Source organism: Bacillota bacterium, assembly GCA_009711825.1.
Lineage (GTDB): Bacteria > Bacillota > Proteinivoracia > UBA4975 > VEMY01 > VEMY01.
This window is the reverse complement of the sequence record VEMY01000050.1, coordinates 40,121-57,816: the sequence shown is the minus strand read 5'-3', so window position 1 is coordinate 57,816 and position 17,696 is coordinate 40,121. Positions and strand designations below refer to the sequence as shown.

Sequence of the window (17,696 nt, the reverse complement as noted above, 5' to 3'; positions counted from 1 at the left end):
TTCTGTAGTGGGAAAGTTGAGTTATTTATATATATGTAACAACAGTGTATGTTTTCGCCTCTAAAAACAAAAATCCTGCCGGCCACTACGTTGCTCAGTATAACACCCTTGCCATCTGTTGGCAATCCAATAAAGAACTCCCCTGACGGGGAGATTCTTTATACGCGATATCTGTCCAGCAGCGGTTCCAGGTTCGGACGCAGCTCTGCCGAAACAAGGTTTTCGGGCGCTATACTGCTTTCGCGGCCGGAACGATAAAGCACACCAATCGGTATCTGCTCATCCCACTGGCGCGCAAGCGCAAGCGCCTGTTGCTGATCAGTGGGATTATAGTCGGCCTCGAGCTCATAAACCCGCTCACGATACCACTGCCAGGTATTCACTTTATTGAAAGACACACATGGCTGCAGCACATCTATTAGCGAGAACCCCGGTGTCCTGACCGCGTCTTTTATTAGGTTCACCAGATGCTCCTTGGCGCCGGAAAAACCACGGGCCACCGAACCAGCCTCCAGCATTATTGCCAGCGCCAGCGGATTCAATGCTGGATACACAGTTCCTTGGGGGGTCAACCCACCCAGGGTCCCGACATCGGAGGTCGGCGATGCCTGCCCCTTGGTAAGGCCAAACACCCGGTTGTCGCAGACGATGTAAGTCATATCAGGGTTTCGCCTCAGGGCGTGGAGAAAATGATTTCCGCCTTCGCCATAGCCATCTCCGTCACCGCCCACAGCAAACACTGTCAATTGCGGATTGACCTGCGTAACAGCCGTTGCTGTTGGCAAGGTCCGACCATGGAGGGTATTCAAGGTGTTCACCCGCATATAGTGGGGTAATTTGCCCGCCTGACCAATTCCGGAGACTACTACTGCCCGGGAGGGGGAAATATCCATTTCTGCCAACGCCTGCTTCACAGCATCAAGGATCGCGAAGTCACCACAACCGGGGCACCAAGCAGGTGTGCCACCGGCATATTCTTTGATATCCCTCATCAACCTTGCACCTCCCTGACATACTCAATTATCTGTCTCACTTCCAGTGGACGGCCGTCATAACGGCTGCACGTTCCGGATATTGTAAAGCCGTGCCCTTTCAGCAAAGTTGCCAGTTGACCACTGAAGTTGCTTTCCACCGTATATACTGGCCCAGCAGAAAGAATGGCCTGTAATGCTTCAGCCGGCAACGGAGCCAACTGTGGCAGGTGAATTCCCTGGACAGAAACTCCAGAACTAACCAAGTCCTGCACGGCTTCCTGAACAATGCCCCAAGTCGAGCCCCAAGTAATTAGGCTGAGCGTCGGCTGCTTTGTTTCTCCACATGTTACCGGCTGCAGAACTGAGATCTGCTTTAATTTATTCATGCGTTTTTCCATCATTGCAATCCGGGTTTCGGCATCCTCAATCAGGTGCCCCTCTTCGTTATGTTCATCTCCGGCCGAGACAACTACAGCCGGTTCGGCTCCGGGAAATAGACGAGGGGAGATGCCATCACTGGTCAACTGATAGCGCTTATAGTTCTCACTGGGCTCTGCCAATTTGCCTCTGTCAATTTTAATCCGGTCCGGGGCAAGTTCCGAGAGCGTCTGGAAGCTATCGGCAAGATACTGATCAGTCAGCACAATCACCGGTATCTGGTATTGCTCCGCAAAGTTAAATGCATCGCCCATAATATAAAACGCCTCTTCGATGCTGCCCGGGGCCAAAACTGCAACAGGAAAATCCCCATGGCCAGAATGCACTGCAAACAACAAATCACCCTGTTCGGTGCGCGTGGGTAGCCCTGTACTGGGCCCGGGACGCTGGCCATTGACAACAACCACTGGAATTTCCGCGCTTCCGGCCAAGCCAATTGCCTCGGTCATCAAGCAGAAGCCACCGCCGGAGGTGGTGGTCATGGCACGGACACCGGTATAGCCGGCGCCAATCGCCATATTTATGGCTGCAATCTCATCCTCTGCCTGCTCCACGCTGACGCCCAACTTTTTTCCTTCCGCCGCAATGAGTTCAGTGATACTTGTGGAAGGGGTCATGGGGTAAGCTGCAACATATTTTACTCCGGCAGCCAGTGCGCCCAACGCAACAGCATCATTGCCCCGCAGCACCATTCGGCCAGCCTCGGGACGTGGTCCACCAGCAAGTGCTTTAATACCAAGCTGTCGGGCCAATTCCACGCCAGCCGCCCCTGCTTTGCGATTGCCCTCTCCAATCTCCTGGTCGCGAGCGCCAAAAAACTCTGCCAGCTCAGCCAACACCGGTTCATGGTCTTCGCTGACAGTGGCCCAGACCAAACCAGCCACGACGGCGCTGGCCATTCGTTTGTTGCCACCGCTTTCTTGGGCGACAGTTTCCGGATTAAAGATATGCTCTGTGAAGTCCCGGTTCAGTTTCTCCGGGCCAGGATGAAAACATATGCTTTGCGGATGAAGGTCATCAGCAAAGATCTGGTAGGATTCGCTACTCAGCGCCACAAGCAAGTCAACCTGAGGAGAAAAGGTAGTCAGTGGTCTATCACTAATCCTAATTTGAAAAAAATTCGCTCCGCCGCGTATCCGTGATTCATAATCCTGGTGGGCATAGATATGCCAACCTGTTTTTGACAGTGCGGAGATCAGCACCTTTCCCACCGATTGCAGGCCCTGCCCCGCGGCACCACATAGACGTACGTTATACTCCATTTTATCACTCCCATCGGTAATGATTATTATTACTCTCTTTGTAGTATACTTCGCTGCCTGGCGGTTATTTCCTGCACGACGGAACAATTTTACGCTTGGGTTCCGGTGATACTATGAGCAGGAGGTGAAAAAGTGCCTAAAAAGAAATACAAAGATGCCCTTGGACGCAACCGGGATTATGAGGAAATTGCTGAAGAACTAGGTCTCAGCCATGGCGAGCCCCGGGATAAAGAACAGAGGGATATCTATAAGGTAAGGAACGCCGGCCAGGGACAGGTTCCGATTCGCAAAAAAACCAACAAATAGTTTTGATACCGCGTGTGGGGACGGCTGACCGTCCCCTTTATTGTGGCTTAAGTTGGAAGGTCAACTCAACTCACTACCAAAAACAATGCAATAACTGGGGCAAACCACCATAAAAAGTGCGTAAAATGCAAAATCACCCCTCTTAGGCATTTACAGCATACCCCTGTGAAGGATATAATAGACCTAACAACGCCCGCTCATGCAGGCACGGCCAGGAGGTTTACTTATGCGGTTGTCTCAGCTTCAGCAACAACTAGCCGAACTCCGGGATAACCTGGGGGACCATCAGCAGACAGCGGAGTTTCACCAGCGGATTGTAATGCTCCACAGCAGCATTTCAGGTATTGCCAATGCCTGTGACAATGTTCCCGATTGCCAGTGTGCCCCCAAGTTAGCAGACATCGTAATTCAGATTGTTAGCTTCCCTAGCCAGTTTCCGGATTGGGGAGATATTTGGGGCAGCCAAGAGTGGGAAGACTTTCATGTGGATAAGTTATTCGGGGATATCTGGGACCATCTCTATAAGTTACACCAATTAACGGCAGGAATTGTCGGTGGCCGCAGTGATATCATTCTCCTCTATAAAATGATTCAGGTTTGCCGGTCGCTATCCCAATTACTGGGCATCGACCTCCAGGAGGCTGTTTCTGAGCGTCTGGACACTGTCAGCTCACATCCTCCACAAAATCTTGTATTATAAACGTTCTTCGGGACGTTTTTTATTAACACGAAAAGACAGGCTGGCGGTGCCAGCCTGTCTGCGTTTACTTAGCCAATAAAGAGCTGGGTTATATAAAGTCTCCCATCTGCTGCTTTGATGATCCCGATACCCAGCTGGGAGAATTCTTCTCGTAAAATATTTTCCCGGTGCCCAGGGGAGTTCATCAATCCCTGGTGAGCAGCTGTAACATCGTGGTAGAGGGCAATGTTTTCACCGGCAGTGCTAAAGTTTATTCCAAAGGTGCTTAGCATTTCAAATGGAGAACCGTACACCGGTGATTGATGCTCAAAATAGTTGTTCTCCAACATGTCTTTACTCTTTACCCGCGCCACTTCTGTCACTTCCATGTTCAGTTTCAACGGCGCAACTCCTACCTTTGCCCGTTCCGCGTTGACTAATTCCAGCATCTGTTTTTCCTGCTGACTTAATCCTCCAGTTTCTTCTTTTGGTTCTTCCGGATTAGGAGCGGGCTCCGGATTCTCTGGCGGCGCGTCGGGGGCTGGAGCTGAATCGCTAGGCGGAGGGTTTTTCGGCCCTAAGCCGTTGTCGGAGGTTTCTGCATCCGGTTTCCGGGTCACATCGGGGTATTCTGGGAGCTGTGGCCTGGCTTTAGGTCGGAAAACCAGTTCCGCTGCAGGCAGTTCATTACCATTGGGCTCATTGCCAATATCAGCGACCGAAGCGTCCGGCCTTGTTTCTTCTGGTGCGCTCATACAGCCGCCAAGTAAATTTACTGTAAGTAAAAGCACAATTATTATGCTAACAAACTTCATTATGTTCCCACCTCTATAACTTTTAGCGTTTGTCTATAACGATATCATATCCGATTTGTCCCCACCCCTGTTAATTCGTGGCAGTTATATAATATTTATGTTACAAGTTTCGCCTTCGTTTTGACATCCAGGTGCAGGCCAGATACAATCATAGTGTATTAAGACAGTGATACACTGCCGGGAGGTGAAGTTATCTGCGTTTTTTTGTGAATCCCCGTGCTGCCCTGCCAATATATCAACAACTGGTGGATCAGGTCAAGAGCGCTGTCGCCAGCGGAATGCTTCAACCAGGCCAACAACTGCCTTCAGTTCGGGAACTGGCAGGCGAGTTGGCGATTAACCCCAATACAGTGGCCAGGGCCTATAGCATTTTGGAAGCCGAGGGCCTAATTCAGCGCCGTCAAGGCGCCGGAACTTATGTGGCAGAAAAGCCACAACACAAAACAAATCTAGATACCCTAGAACGCAAGCTGGATGAATTTATGGTTGAGGCCTACCACCAGAAGATTGACGCACGCACTCTGCGACAACTCTTAGAACAGGCACTCCTAAGGTGGAAAATTGAGGAGGTGGATTGATGGAATACGTTATTGAAACCCGCGACTTAAACAAAAACTTTGGCCCTACCCGAGTCCTAAAGGATATTAACCTACAGGTCTCCAAGGGCTCTATTTTCGGACTGGTAGGCCCCAATGGCGCCGGCAAAACAACGACTATTCGCTTGCTGATGGGGACACTGAAGCCAACTATGGGCACTGTTTCTGTCCTGGGTCTGGACAGTTGGAAGCAGGGAGTTGAGCTTCGACAACGGGTGGGCTATGTGGCCGAAAAGGCTGCGCTCTATCCCTATATGCAGGTGCAAGAATTGATGCGTTTTAACGCTGGGCTTTATAAGAATTGGGACTGGGATGTAGCCAACCGACTACTGAACCAATTTGACCTGCCCCGGGCCAGCAAGATCAAGGAGTTGTCCAAGGGGATGTGCACTCAAGTCGCACTTACCCTCGCACTTTGCTGTCGACCGGAATTGCTGATACTTGATGAGCCGACCAGCAATCTGGACCCTGTATGGCGCCGCCAATTTCTTCAGGTCCTGACCAAAGAAGTGGCGGAAAGAGAAACTACTGTCCTCTTTTCTTCCCACATACTTTCAGACCTGGAGCGTGTAGCTGATTGGGTCGGAATCATCACCCATGGCAAATTGCAGGCTGTCCGCCAACTGGACGATATGAAGTTTAATGAACGGAAAATCCGCATTGTTTTCCAGGGTAGTCCCCCCGAGGACTTGCTGACCCGGCCCGGGATAAAAAATGTCGAACGCCAGGGCAGTGGTTTTCTGATCACCATCGAAGACAATTTTGATGAAATATACTCCGCTCTAGGTAAGGTCCCCCATTTCCTCCTGGAGGTAGTGGAACAAGATCTAGAAACTATTTTCCTCGAGTACGCTGAGCCGGGAGGTGGAAAACTTGTTTAACATCGCTTTGTTGCGCAAGGAATTTCGGGAACTGCGTTGGCTGTTATGGGTGGGAATAATTGTCCTTTCCCTGATGGGGATTATCGCGGCCCTCACCTGGCTGTGGACTGATGACCTCTTTGGCATGCTGGACCTCATGGGCCAGGAGTTTCGTGACCTGATGGAGGGGGAAATGCGCTTTGCCATGGACAGTCTCACCAACTACCTTTGGAGTCAGTGGCACCCGAAAAACCTATTGCAAATCGGGACCCTGCTGGCAATTATCATTGGCGCCCAGGCTGTGGCCAGCGAAGTGAACCGAGGCAGCATCGAATTTCTGATCAGCCGTCCCGTTTCCAGGGCTTCAATCTTGATTCATAAGTCTGCTGCCGGGGCAATCATTCTCAGTTTAGCAGTCTGGGTAAGCACCCTGTTTGTGATTGGCACTGGCATGGCGCTGGGTTCCGTCCATTGGCAATCTTTACTAGCGGCCACTTTTCTTACCAATATCGGGCTCTTCATTGTCCAGGCGTTTGCAACGTGGATTTCTGTGCACAGCGCCGATGCAATTAAGGCGGGGGCAATTAGCGCCGCACTCCTGGCCCTCTATTCTGTATTGGGCATGTTCAGAGCTACCAGCCAGGCATCGTTTTTCTGGCAGATGAGGGGAATATCCTGGTTCGTCGGTGGCGGCGCCTATCCCTGGCTGGCAATAGTCGGCATGATTACGGTAACATTGTTGTTATTCGGTCTGGCGATTCATCAATTCGCCAAAAAAGAATACTAAATTTTAAGGAGGCGTTTTAAATGTTGTTAGCTACTTCCGATCTGCGCACTGATTATGAGGTTCTCGGTATGGTCCAAGGTTCTAAAGTGAAGGCTGTCCATCTGGGCAAAGACATTGTCGCCGGCCTGCGGCGCATTTTTGGCGGTGAGGTTACTGAGTATTCCAAGATGATTGGCGATGCCCGTCAAAACGCTTTGGATGAAATGATTGCCGAAGCTGAAAAGCTGGGCGCCAATGCCATCATCGGTGTCCGCTACACATCATCCTCAGTAGGACAGGGAATTGCTGAAATTGTTGTCTACGGTACAGCGGTAAAAATTTAGGGAATTTATTCCCCCATAAGGAGTACAGGGCATGGAAGCTATCGAAGTATTAAAGGAACATCTGCTTTTGCTGATTCCATTAGTCCTCTTACAACTGATCCTGATGATTATCGCCTTGACTGACCTGGTGAAACGGGAACGGGTAATGGGAGGAAGCAAAATTATCTGGGCGCTGGTAATCCTGTTTGTTACTGCAGGGCTAGGCCCGATTATCTACCTGGTCTTGGGTCGAAGGGATTAAAAAGTATGGACTATGTAATAAAAACAGAAAATCTCAGCCGCCGGTTCGGGGACACCATTGCAGTTGATAAACTTAATTTACATGTGCCCCGGGGTTCGATATTCGGTTTCCTTGGCCCCAATGGCGCGGGCAAGACAACTACCATCCGCATGCTCCTCGGTCTCGCCCGCATTTCTGCGGGCGAGGCCTGGGTGTTAGGACAAAAGGTAACAACTGCCACTGATGCAGCCTGGCTGCAAAAGGTCGGGTTTCTGCCTGATGTACCGAACTTCTATAATTGGATGCGAGGCGATGAGTTTTTGCGTCTCTCTGGCCAGCTGTTCGGAATTCCGGGCCCTGAACTGAACAAACGAGTTGAGGAATTGCTGGAAGCAACGGCCCTCAGGGGCGTCAAGACCCGCATCGGCGGTTATTCCCGGGGCATGAAACAACGCCTAGGCCTGGCCCAGGCTCTAATCAACAATCCCGAGCTTTTGTTCCTCGATGAGCCCACCTCCGCCCTTGACCCCATCGGGCGCCGGGAGATGCTGGAGTCAATCAAACTTCTCTCCGAGAAAACCACCGTCTTCTTCTCCACTCATATCCTCTCGGATGTAGAGCGTATATGCGACCGGGTTGCAATTTTGAAGTCAGGACGTCTGATAACAGAGCAAGCCATGGCAACCCTGCGCGAGCAGCATATGCAGTCGGCGGTCACCATTGAGATTGACGCTGCCCCCGAACCGTTAATCGCAGCATTGGCAGCGAAGCCCTGGAGCGAACGGGTTGAAGAAACAGACAACAAAATCCGGGTCACTATCTATGATATTGCCGCAGCCCGCAGGGAAATTCCTGGTTTAATCGATCAGCTACAATTACCTTTACGCCGTTTTGAGCCGGCGGAGTTGACCCTGGAAGACATTTTTCTAAAGTTGGTGAACGGCAATGACTAGTCTGGTATTCTTTCGTAAAGAAGTCCGGGAAATTTTCCGGACCTATAAAATCTATGCCGTTCCGGTGATATTTCTGCTCTTTGGATTTGCCAGTCCCCTGATTACTGTTTTGCTGCCTGAGATGATGGAGAGCATGCTGGAAGACATGTTAATTCAGTTACCGGAAATGACCTGGATTGACTCGATGGAACAACTGTTTAGCAATCTTAATCAAATTGGCCTTCTGGCTGTAATTATTACCATGATGGGGACAGTGGCCGATGAAAAGGCCCACGGTGTAAGCTTATTGGTTCTCACCAAACCACTGACCCGGCCGGCATATATTCTGGCTAAATTCTTCGCCAATCTGTTATTGGTGCTTTCAGCCACTGCCTTGGCCTTTATCGCCAGCTATTACTACACGATAATCCTTTTTGAAGGCACTGAATTTCTGCCCGCGCTCAGCGCAATCGGACTATTTGGTGTTTACGCCACAGTTATTGTCGCTTTGACGGTGTTCTGCAGCGCCATCGCAAAGTCAATGATCGCCGCTGGCGGCCTCGCCATTGGCGGACTCATGGTGCTGTCTATATTGCCTTCATCACACACAGTATTCGCCCGCTACTCACCGGCAGCGCTGCTGAGATACCAGAGTGCGGTCCTAACCGGAACCGCTGAAACGTCTTTGGTCTGGAGTTCAGTGGCCGTTTCCCTTGGAACAGCAGTGATTTTATTGCTGGCGGCAATACTTATCTTTTCCCGTCAGGAACTTTAAACTAAAATCAGCCCCGCAGGGCTGATTTTTAATTTATAGCCAACAGCTTGCTCTGGCCATTTCCATATAGACCGGTGTTCATTCTGCCAAGACTGTGGAATTTATAAGGCAAGTCGCCATGGTCCGTCAACCAGTAATGGGGCAGAAGCTCGGTGGCTTCCAGCGCTGCAAACAAAGGGCCATTGCTGTCGCTCAAACAACACCAGCCGCCGCCCTGGCGACATCCATCGGTGACGGTGACCAGATAATCGGGGCGCACTGTCAGTGGCGCCAACACGTGCTGGACAAATGCGACACCATCGGCGGGAACATATAGAATTGGAAACAGACGCCGGTTAATCGAGACCTGTAACAGATACCAGTAGTCGGACACTATCGATCCGCCCTCCGGATTGTGCTGACCCCGGGCGCGCAATTTCCAGACCCAATCCCCAGGCGGGCTGAGTTTTACAACTTTCACTAGCTGTACGCCGGGTCCCCAGAATTGACGATCGCCGGTGATATGGGCATGTTCAAGACGATCTAGCAAATCCGCGCTGTAATCAATATAAATGCTCAGCTCCGGTTCAGGCAAGTTTGGCACCCGTTGACGCAGACGAGCAAGAGCCACCGGCACCCGCCAATCAAACCCGGCGGCCGGGTAAACCATTGTCACAGGCTGGCGTTCATAACCAAAATCCGCCAGCGCACGTTTCCATTCGCTGTCATCATTACGGGTAAGCGGTTGCAACTCGGCAATACATTGGGTGACCACAAAGCATTCCTCCCCATGCCGCTTTAATATATACATACGCCGCATGGGGCCAAGATTCCTTTATTTATATAAAACCGTAAATAGTTAAAGTGAACACGTTCACATATTATAATCAACCAGATTTACGGCACTAGCTGCTTTAAAAGTATTCAGATGTTCTGAACTATGTGAATATAATCACTGCTATCCTGTCCTCGGACCAGTTCTGAACAAACGGAAGGCAAATAGATTCCGGTCCACGGCAAATCCTGCCCTCTGGTAGAGACGGATAGCCGCCTGGTTTTCTACGTTTACACATAGACGCAGCTTATCGATGGAAGCAAAAGAAAACAGCCAGTCCAGCCCAGAGGTCAACAAAGCTAGGCCTATGCCCCGTCCACGTGCAGATGGCTTTACGCCAATATACTCTAAACTCCCCCCACCGCTTTCTGGTTCAGCCTCTAGATAAATGTAACCGTTTAACTCTGCCCCGTCAGTACATGTCAGCAGCCGGCGCAAGTGATTTCGCCGGCAAAGAATTTCCTGCCCAGAGTAGTACGTCCCGGGAAACAGGCTATCGTGCAGCTGAATAAATCTCGCTTCCAACTGCAACGGCAGGTCGCCCACTGACCCAACAACAGGCGACCGAGAAATGCTGCTCCGGGTCGCTCTCAGGATAACTTCTCGGCTGGTTTCTTTTGCCCCAAAGCAATTCATCAACGTGAGGGCGTTGCTATTGGCCAGGTCATAAAAGAAGTCCAATCGGGTTATTGAGCGGGGCAACAACGGAAGCATTGCCGCCCACAGCGCTTGTGCAGCGGGCAGCCAAGGCTGCACAGTGATGAATGGTCCCCAGATCCACGCCCGCTCAGCATCGGGGTCAAATCCAAGGACTCCCCGAATCTGGCCCTGAGCCTCCAAAACAACAAAGGATTTGTCCACGGGCAGGCCGAACTCTCCAATATCCCCCCTGACTTCCCGCCAGTCCGCTCCGCAGTAACCAACATGGTGGGCAGGATTATGATTCAGCTTAGCCATAAATCGAGCTAATGCTGGAATATCCCTGGCAGTTGCCTGTCTTATTTCCATAGTCTCACCTCGCAGATGATGTCACCGGCTCCTTACTCTTCTTTTAACTTCCCGTTCGAAAGGAAATACCCTCCCCCGACGGCGAAATTGTTATTCTGAGAACTATGATATAATCCTGAAAAGGGAGGTGGTATTTGGTGACATACTATGAGTCCGGGCATAATGTTCGGGCATGGCTGCCCCTGGAGAAAATTGCACCTGCTGCCAGGAACCAAATTGATGAGCTGGCCAAAGTACCTGGTCTCTATGAAAAAATTGCTATCATGCCCGATGTGCACCTAGGGTTTGGCATGCCCATTGGCGGCGTCGCCGCTCTGGACGGCTACATAATTCCCAACGCAGTCGGTGTAGATATTGGCTGCGGCGTTTTGGCCATTGCCACCACTTTGGTTTCCAAGCTAATAAAAGGAAAAGTGAAAAACATTCTCACCACTTTTCTGGATGCGATTCCCGTTGGGTTTCGCAAGCGAGAGAAGCCGCTGACCAGCCCAATCTGGCAGAACCTGCCGGACAGCCCTGTTCTCAAGCGAGAACAAACTAACGCCCGACGGCAACTGGGAACTTTGGGTGGAGGAAATCATTTCATCGAACTGCAGCGGGACGAAGATGATTATGTTTGGTTGATGCTCCACAGCGGGTCCCGCAATCTCGGGAAACAGGTGGCAAACCATTACCACCGTCTGGCGCAAACAAACTTGAAAAAGAAGGGCATATCCCACCCCCCAGGTCTCGCCTGGTTGGAGCTGGATTCGCCATCGGGCCGGGAATATTTCCGGGCAATGGAGTTCTGCACCCGCTTTGCCACTGAAAACCGGCGCCTGATGGCCGAACACTGCCTTAATATACTGGCAGATACCTTCGATTTTGAAATCAGGGAGCAAATTGAAACAGTTCATAATTACGCCGCTTTGGAAACCCACATGGGAAAAGAGCTGATCGTCCACCGCAAGGGAGCGGTACGTGCCCAGGGAAAAGTGGCAATTCCCGGTTCCATGGGCAGCGCTTCTTTCATCGGTCATGGCCTGGAAAATCCCCTGAGTTTTAGATCCTGTTCCCATGGTGCTGGCCGAGTCCTGGGGCGCAGAGAGGCGAAAAAAGTATTAAACCGCAAACAGGTGCTCACGGACCTCAAAGCCCGCAATATTGTGCTCATCACCCCAGACAAGGGAACTCTGGTGGAGGAAGCTCGGGAGGCCTACAAAGATATTGAGGAAGTTATGCTATATCAAAAGGAACTGGTAAAACCCCTGGTGCGCCTGGCACCCCTGGGCGTACTAAAGGGCTAGAATAAGGAGGACAAAATGGACTATCTACATTATCCACACCCGTCACAACGGATGGTAACTTTTGCCCGCAAGGGAATGGTGTCTACTTCCCAACCGCTGGCTGCTCAAGCGGGACTGGAAATTCTCCAGCAAGGAGGCAATGCAATTGACGCAGCGATTGCCACTGCTGCCTGCCTGACGGTGGTTGAGCCGACCTCAAACGGCATCGGCGGTGATGCCTTTGCTCTGGTCTGGACCAAGGACAAACTCCACGGCCTCAACGGTAGCGGCCCGGCACCCCAAGCTATCTCGATTGAAACGCTCCAACAAGCAGGAATTGAAGAAATGCCACGCTTCGGTTTTACTCCAGTGACCGTCCCCGGGGCACCTGGAACCTGGGCAGAGCTATCCCGGCGCTTCGGTCGTCTGCCACTAAAGACCGTGCTTGCCCCGGCCATCCGCTATGCCAGGGATGGTTACCCGATTTCGCCAACTCTGGGGCACTACTGGCGCAGGGGCTGGGAGGTCTACAATGAACAACTGAAAGGGCCGGAATTTGCCGCCTGGTTTGAGACCTTCGCACCCAACGGCCGCCCTCCGGAAATCGGCGAAATCTGGCGTTCACCCGACCATGCATCTACTCTGGAACAAATCGCGGATACCGATGGTGAAGCCTTCTATCGCGGCAAACTAGCAGAGCAAATTGACGCCTTTTCCCGCAAGTTTGGCGGCTATCTGCGCCAGGAAGACCTGGCAGCTTTCCAACCCGAATGGGTGGATCCCATCCATGTCCGCTATCGCGACCACGAAATCTGGGAAATTCCCCCCAACGGCCAGGGCCTAGTCGCCCTTATTGCCCTCAAAATCCTAGACGGTATGGAAACAGCCCCCCGGGAGCAAGCCGAATCCTATCATAGACAAATGGAAGCAATAAAGCTGGCCTTCGCCGACGGTCTCCGTTACATCACCCAGGCCGATAAAATGCCGGTGAGTGTTGACGACCTACTCTCGGAAGTGTATGCCCAAAAGCGGCGCAAACTCATCGGCAAGCGTGCCCTGACCCCTGAACCAGGGCAACCGACCGCCGGTGGCACCGTTTACCTGGCAACTGCCGATGGCGAAGGCAACATGGTGTCTTTCATTCAAAGCAATTACATGGGTTTTGGTTCCGGACTGGTTGTGCCCGGCACAGGTATCGCCCTGCAGAACCGGGGACATAACTTCTCCCTAGATCCTGAGCACCCCAATTGCCTGGAACCGGGCAAGCGCACTTACCACACCATCATTCCCGGTTTTCTGAGCAAAAACGGTCAGGCCCTTGGCCCCTTTGGCGTCATGGGCGGGTTCATGCAGCCCCAGGGGCATGTCCAAGTGGCAATGAATTTGATTGACTATGGACTTAATCCCCAGGCAGCCCTGGATGCGCCCCGCTGGCAATGGCTGAAGGACAAGACAATCGCTGTCGAACCCAGCTTCCCCAATGCTGTGGCCAGGGAACTGGCCCGCCGCGGACACAACATCCAGGTCACTTTGGATGGGGGTAGCTTCGGCCGGGGGCAGGTAATTCTCCGGGATCCCGAGACCGGCGTTCTGGCCGGGGGAACTGAGCCCCGCACCGATGGCCATACCGCCAGTTGGTAGGACTGAGCTTCTATGCAAAAAAAGATACTGGGACCGGAACTAACCCTCTACCGGTTTCAAGAACATTTCGAACTAAACATCCTTGCCCTGAAATCTGGCAACCGGGTTTTGCTTATAGACAGCGGTCTCTCCCCCCATGGGCAAGCAGTGGCAACGGACTTAAAAGAACAGGGCATGGAGGTTGAAGTAATCATCAACTCCCACTTTCACCCTGATCATATCAATGGTAACAAGTTTTTCCCTGGCGCCCATGTCTGGGGCAGCTGCTTCCACGCCACAGCCAAACATCGCAACCCTCCCCCTAATCAACTGTTGAGTGATGGGGAGGTACTGACCTTTAACCACTTTCAGCTTCGCTTTATTGAGGCCGCTGGGCATTGTCGACATCAGTTGGTAACAGTTATTGATGGGCAATTTGCATTTTTGGGTGATCTCTTGATGACCGCCTATGACGGAGTTCCTTGGTTACCCTATATCGCCCCCGATGGCAGCATTGAGCAATATCTGCACGACCTGGATATAGTTGAAAACCTACAGGTCCCTACTCTAATTCCTGCCCATGGCATTTTAATTACACCGGAACTGAAGAAGACATTGATTGATACTTACCGTTTCTACCTACTCAAACTAAAGGAACTTGGCCCGCATTGCAGTATTGAAGACTGTATAACCGAACCGGACAAAATCATTCACAAGTGGCATCAACGTAATCTAAGTAATATTTTTCGTATGACAGGCAAGTAATTGTTCAAAAGAGCCGATATCGGGAGACTCGGCTCTTTTTTGTTTCCGTTTAATCCGGTAAAGGTTTACATAGGCAGGTCTTTTTATTGTATTGTAGTTCAATTGGAAAATTTCTCACATCACCGACAGAAAATCTCGCCTCTCTAAGCATAATCTGATAGAGATTTTCTGGGGGGTGATATACGAGTTAGCGCTATTTCCAGCTGACGCAGCAATCAAAGAAATGGGAGGGGAATTCAAGTGAAAAAACTATTAGTTTTGTTTTTGAGCCTGGTCTTGGTTGTCGGATTAAGTATGTTTCCCGGTGAATCGATGTATGCCGGCGACTCCCTGCAAGAGTTTCAAGCCCGCAGCGCCGAGAGCTTACGGGTAATCAGAGTTGAGGCGGATGGACCGCCCTCTTTTGTCGCGGGTATTCTCTCTGGCAAACTTGGAGCCAGCAACGAAAGCGTGGCAATGGAGTTTCTGGTCAAGCACAAAAATTTCTTCGAAATTGCCAACCCTACCGATGAACTGGTTGCAATTTCTACAGAAACTGATGAATTGGGCATGACCAAAGTCCAATTCCAGCAAGTGTTTGACGGCCTGCCCGTAAACAACAACCAACTCACCGTTCACTTTAATACTGACAATGTCGTCACTGCCGTCAACGGTCGCTATGCACCAAAGCCGGAAATTGAAACTAAGCCAGCTATTGATGAACTGGCCGCCGTGGCAGTTGCCATGGAAGCAGTCAACGCGCCCGAAGCCGTTGACTATATCGCACCCCGGTTAATAATCCTACCGATCGATGGCAAATACTACCTTGCCTACGAAATTAACTTGGAGATTCATACCGGGGAAACCGGCAACTGGTTCGTCTTTATTGACGCGCACACCGGCGCTATTCTTGACAAATATGATGCCATGACCGGGTTTGCCGAGTTCAGTGATGTGCTGCCCATCGTCAACTACACCGAGCCGGCAACAACCGCAATCAACTCCCCCAGCCCCAATGCAATTGCCAACACTACAGAATATAAAACGGCCCGTGGAATGGGCCTTGGCGTCAAGGGTGACAAGAAAAAAATCAATATTGTTCATAACAACCAGCCTGGCCGGCAGCCGAATTTCGAGCAATTTGACGCCACCAGCATATTCAGCAACATCTACAACCCAGTTGCTAACCTGGTTGAGTTCACAGCTGACAACGAGTTGCAGGCTGTAACTTACAAAGCCGATGTCGCTGGTGAATATACCCTGAACATTAAAAATACCAGCGGAACAGTATTGCAAACCCATACGGTCATCGCCACCGAAGCCGGCTGGATAGAGTTCGCAATTCAGCCCTTCGATGTTAATGTCGGTGACCGTTATCAGATGGAAATCACCAAACCAGCCGATGCCAGGACATATGCCCAGACCGGCCGGTACATCGGCGAAAATTGGCGGAACCGCGACGCCTATTTTGGTGGTCTTGGTTGGGGATACAACTATACCCAGGCCATGGGGTTCCGTTTCGACGGTTTCACCATGGACCCCGGCAGTAAGTTCTATCTTGCCGATCTGACCCTGCCTTTTATGGATGGGATTTTCACCTATAACCTAAAGAACGGAAGCAGCGGTACCGATCTCTATGAAAACACCAACGCCTCCTGGATGGATGTTTTGTACAGTGGCGACAGCAGTTCTTGGGAAATTGTCGGCCAGGGTCCTGGCGTTGACGCCCATGCCCATGCCAGAAAAACTTATGAGTATTACCTGGAAAATCACGGGTGGAACTCAGTAGACAATAATGGCCTGGCACTAACCATGCGGGTCCATTATGGCAATCAGTATAACAACGCCTTCTGGAGTGGTGGAGCCAACTACATGACCTTTGGCGACGGTGATGGCAGCTATTTCATTCCGTTGACAGCGCTGGATGTGGTGGCCCACGAACTGACCCATGGCATCACCCAGTTCAAGGGCGGTTTACGCTACCGGTTTGACACCGGCGCCATCAATGAAGCTTTCTCCGACGTGTTTGCAGTTATGGTTGATACCAGCAGCTGGGATGTCGGCGAAAATATTATGGGCGAAGATGAAATCGCTACTGGCCGTACAGCATTACGGAGCAACTCTGATCCCGGCAAATTTATCGTCAGTGCAGAGCGTATCCGTTACAGCATCGATGGCGAAGGCCGGTATCCTGCCCATATGGATGAGTATTACTACCTGCCTCAAAACATCGATAACGGTGGCGTCCACGTCAACTGCACCATTCTCCAGCACTCCGCTTACTTGGTAGCGGAAGAGTACGGGATGGGCAGAAAGGTTGTCGCGGACACCTGGTTCCGGTCCTATGACTACCTGCACTATGACGCAACCTTTGGTGAATTCCGTGAGGCAATTCTCCAATCCGCCATCGATCTCTATGGTGAGGATAGTGAAGAGTATGCCGCTTTCTTGGGCGCTTTTGACGATATCGGATTATATGAGGGTTGGACCCGCTTCGATAATCCCCGCCCGCCCCTGTGGTAGAAGCATACGCCCCCTGCTTTTGCAGGGGGCTTTAAACACCGCACAAAGATATAATAATACGGAAACATCCTGAGAGGAGGGGAAGAAAGGTGGGGAAATTGTTTCCCGGTCAAGTTTCTATAAAAAAGCGTTATGGTAAAGTAATTTTAGTCTCGGGACAGCTCTCTGATAAATTGTCCGCAGCAAACCCTGAAATAGCTATCGCATTTTTAAGTAGGTATCAACACTTCTTTGGAATTAACAATCCCCAAAAAAACCTGCGCACAACTGCCTGCGCTACTGACCAGCTGGGCATGACCCATATTACATTTCAGCAAGTTTATCACGGCATCCCCGTTGATTATAACCAACTGAAGGTTCATTTTAGCGCCGACAACGTAATCACATCCGTACACGGAAATTACCTAAACGATTTAGGGGATGCCAGCATCGGTACACAACCATCGCTTTCGAAAGAATCAGCAATAGTTGTGGCCCGCCTGGCGCTACAAGATCCGTCAGCAGAATGTCACGGAGTGGAACTGGTAATCTTCCCCTATCAGGATCGGTTCTACCTGGCCTACAGGTTCATTCTACGGGGGGACCATCCCCATTCAAAAGCCTGGCAAATTTACGTTGATGCCGATACCGGCACGATCCTAGATAAATATCCAGCTGGCCCGACTGCAGGATAATACTTCCCCGCATGGAATATATATCAAAGAAACTATGTAAGGAGGGTAAAGGAAATGAAATTGGATGGCAAATTGGGTATG

At 51.0% G+C, this 17,696-nt stretch carries 18 protein-coding genes; 13 read left to right on the top strand and 5 right to left on the bottom strand.

Annotated elements, in window-relative coordinates:
- Positions 1-158: 158 nt before the first annotated feature.
- Complete coding sequence (locus FH749_13630; GenBank protein MTI96492.1) at positions 159-992, bottom strand: 2-oxoacid ferredoxin oxidoreductase; 834 nt, start codon at positions 990-992, stop codon at positions 159-161.
- Entirely contained in the window at positions 992-2,674 is a 1,683-nt protein-coding gene (locus tag FH749_13625) for a 2-oxoacid:acceptor oxidoreductase subunit alpha (protein MTI96491.1), read from the bottom strand. The genes FH749_13630 and FH749_13625 overlap by 1 nt, the downstream gene beginning before the upstream one ends.
- A 532-nt stretch (positions 2,675-3,206) precedes the next feature.
- On the opposite strand from FH749_13625, the gene FH749_13620 reads away from it, so the two are divergent.
- Positions 3,207-3,680 carry a hypothetical protein gene (locus FH749_13620; GenBank protein MTI96490.1) on the top strand — a complete coding sequence of 158 codons (474 nt, stop codon included), beginning with the start codon at positions 3,207-3,209 and terminating at the stop codon, positions 3,678-3,680.
- 68 nt (positions 3,681-3,748) lie between these two features.
- Here FH749_13620 and FH749_13615 read toward each other — a convergent pair whose 3' ends face one another.
- The gene (locus tag FH749_13615; GenBank protein MTI96489.1) at positions 3,749-4,474 is read right to left on the bottom strand and encodes a hypothetical protein; all 726 of its coding nucleotides are present in this window, start codon (positions 4,472-4,474) and stop codon (positions 3,749-3,751) included.
- 194 nt (positions 4,475-4,668) lie between these two features.
- On the opposite strand from FH749_13615, the gene FH749_13610 reads away from it, so the two are divergent.
- From FH749_13610 to FH749_13580, 7 genes are read left to right on the top strand one after another with little or no spacing between them, the layout of a single operon-like run.
- Positions 4,669-5,052: a GntR family transcriptional regulator gene (locus tag FH749_13610; protein ID MTI96488.1), complete on the top strand. Its 384-nt coding sequence runs from the start codon at positions 4,669-4,671 to the stop codon at positions 5,050-5,052.
- Positions 5,052-5,951 carry an ABC transporter ATP-binding protein gene (locus FH749_13605; GenBank protein MTI96487.1) on the top strand — a complete coding sequence of 300 codons (900 nt, stop codon included), beginning with the start codon at positions 5,052-5,054 and terminating at the stop codon, positions 5,949-5,951. Before FH749_13610 ends, FH749_13605 begins: the two co-directional genes overlap by 1 nt.
- Positions 5,923-6,717 (top strand): hypothetical protein, encoded by a 795-nt coding sequence (locus FH749_13600; GenBank protein MTI96486.1) that lies wholly within the window; start codon positions 5,923-5,925, stop codon positions 6,715-6,717. Before FH749_13605 ends, FH749_13600 begins: the two co-directional genes overlap by 29 nt.
- Before the next feature lie 20 nt (positions 6,718-6,737).
- Positions 6,738-7,040 (top strand): YbjQ family protein, encoded by a 303-nt coding sequence (locus FH749_13595; protein ID MTI96485.1) that lies wholly within the window; start codon positions 6,738-6,740, stop codon positions 7,038-7,040.
- A 31-nt stretch (positions 7,041-7,071) separates the two neighbouring features.
- Complete coding sequence (locus FH749_13590; protein ID MTI96484.1) at positions 7,072-7,281, top strand: negative regulator of sigma-Y activity; 210 nt, start codon at positions 7,072-7,074, stop codon at positions 7,279-7,281.
- A 5-nt stretch (positions 7,282-7,286) separates the two neighbouring features.
- On the top strand, positions 7,287-8,213 hold the full coding sequence (locus FH749_13585; protein ID MTI96483.1) for an ABC transporter ATP-binding protein: 927 nt from the start codon (positions 7,287-7,289) through the stop codon (positions 8,211-8,213).
- The gene (locus FH749_13580) at positions 8,206-8,967 is read left to right on the top strand and encodes a hypothetical protein (GenBank protein MTI96482.1); all 762 of its coding nucleotides are present in this window, start codon (positions 8,206-8,208) and stop codon (positions 8,965-8,967) included. Before FH749_13585 ends, FH749_13580 begins: the two co-directional genes overlap by 8 nt.
- Positions 8,968-8,995: 28 nt before the next feature.
- On the opposite strand, the gene FH749_13575 is transcribed toward FH749_13580, so the two are convergent.
- A complete protein-coding gene (locus FH749_13575; GenBank protein MTI96481.1) occupies positions 8,996-9,721 on the bottom strand; it encodes a hypothetical protein in 726 nt (241 codons plus the stop codon).
- Positions 9,722-9,904: 183 nt separating this feature from the next.
- Positions 9,905-10,789, bottom strand: a complete 885-nt coding sequence (locus FH749_13570; protein ID MTI96480.1) for a GNAT family N-acetyltransferase — start codon at positions 10,787-10,789, stop codon at positions 9,905-9,907.
- Positions 10,790-10,923: 134 nt separating this feature from the next.
- Between FH749_13570 and FH749_13565 the strand changes: the two genes are divergently transcribed.
- From FH749_13565 to FH749_13545, 5 genes are all read left to right on the top strand, one after another.
- Positions 10,924-12,075, top strand: a complete 1,152-nt coding sequence (locus tag FH749_13565; GenBank protein MTI96479.1) for an RtcB family protein — start codon at positions 10,924-10,926, stop codon at positions 12,073-12,075.
- 15 nt (positions 12,076-12,090) lie between these two features.
- On the top strand, positions 12,091-13,695 hold the full coding sequence (locus FH749_13560; GenBank protein MTI96478.1) for a gamma-glutamyltransferase family protein: 1,605 nt from the start codon (positions 12,091-12,093) through the stop codon (positions 13,693-13,695).
- Positions 13,696-13,707: 12 nt separating this feature from the next.
- On the top strand, positions 13,708-14,439 hold the full coding sequence (locus FH749_13555) for an MBL fold metallo-hydrolase (GenBank protein ID MTI96477.1): 732 nt from the start codon (positions 13,708-13,710) through the stop codon (positions 14,437-14,439).
- A gap of 240 nt (positions 14,440-14,679) precedes the next feature.
- Positions 14,680-16,941, top strand: coding sequence for a M4 family metallopeptidase (locus FH749_13550; protein ID MTI96476.1), 2,262 nt, complete (start codon positions 14,680-14,682; stop codon positions 16,939-16,941).
- A gap of 89 nt (positions 16,942-17,030) precedes the next feature.
- On the top strand, positions 17,031-17,615 hold the full coding sequence (locus tag FH749_13545; GenBank protein MTI96475.1) for a hypothetical protein: 585 nt from the start codon (positions 17,031-17,033) through the stop codon (positions 17,613-17,615).
- Positions 17,616-17,696 lie beyond the last annotated feature (81 nt).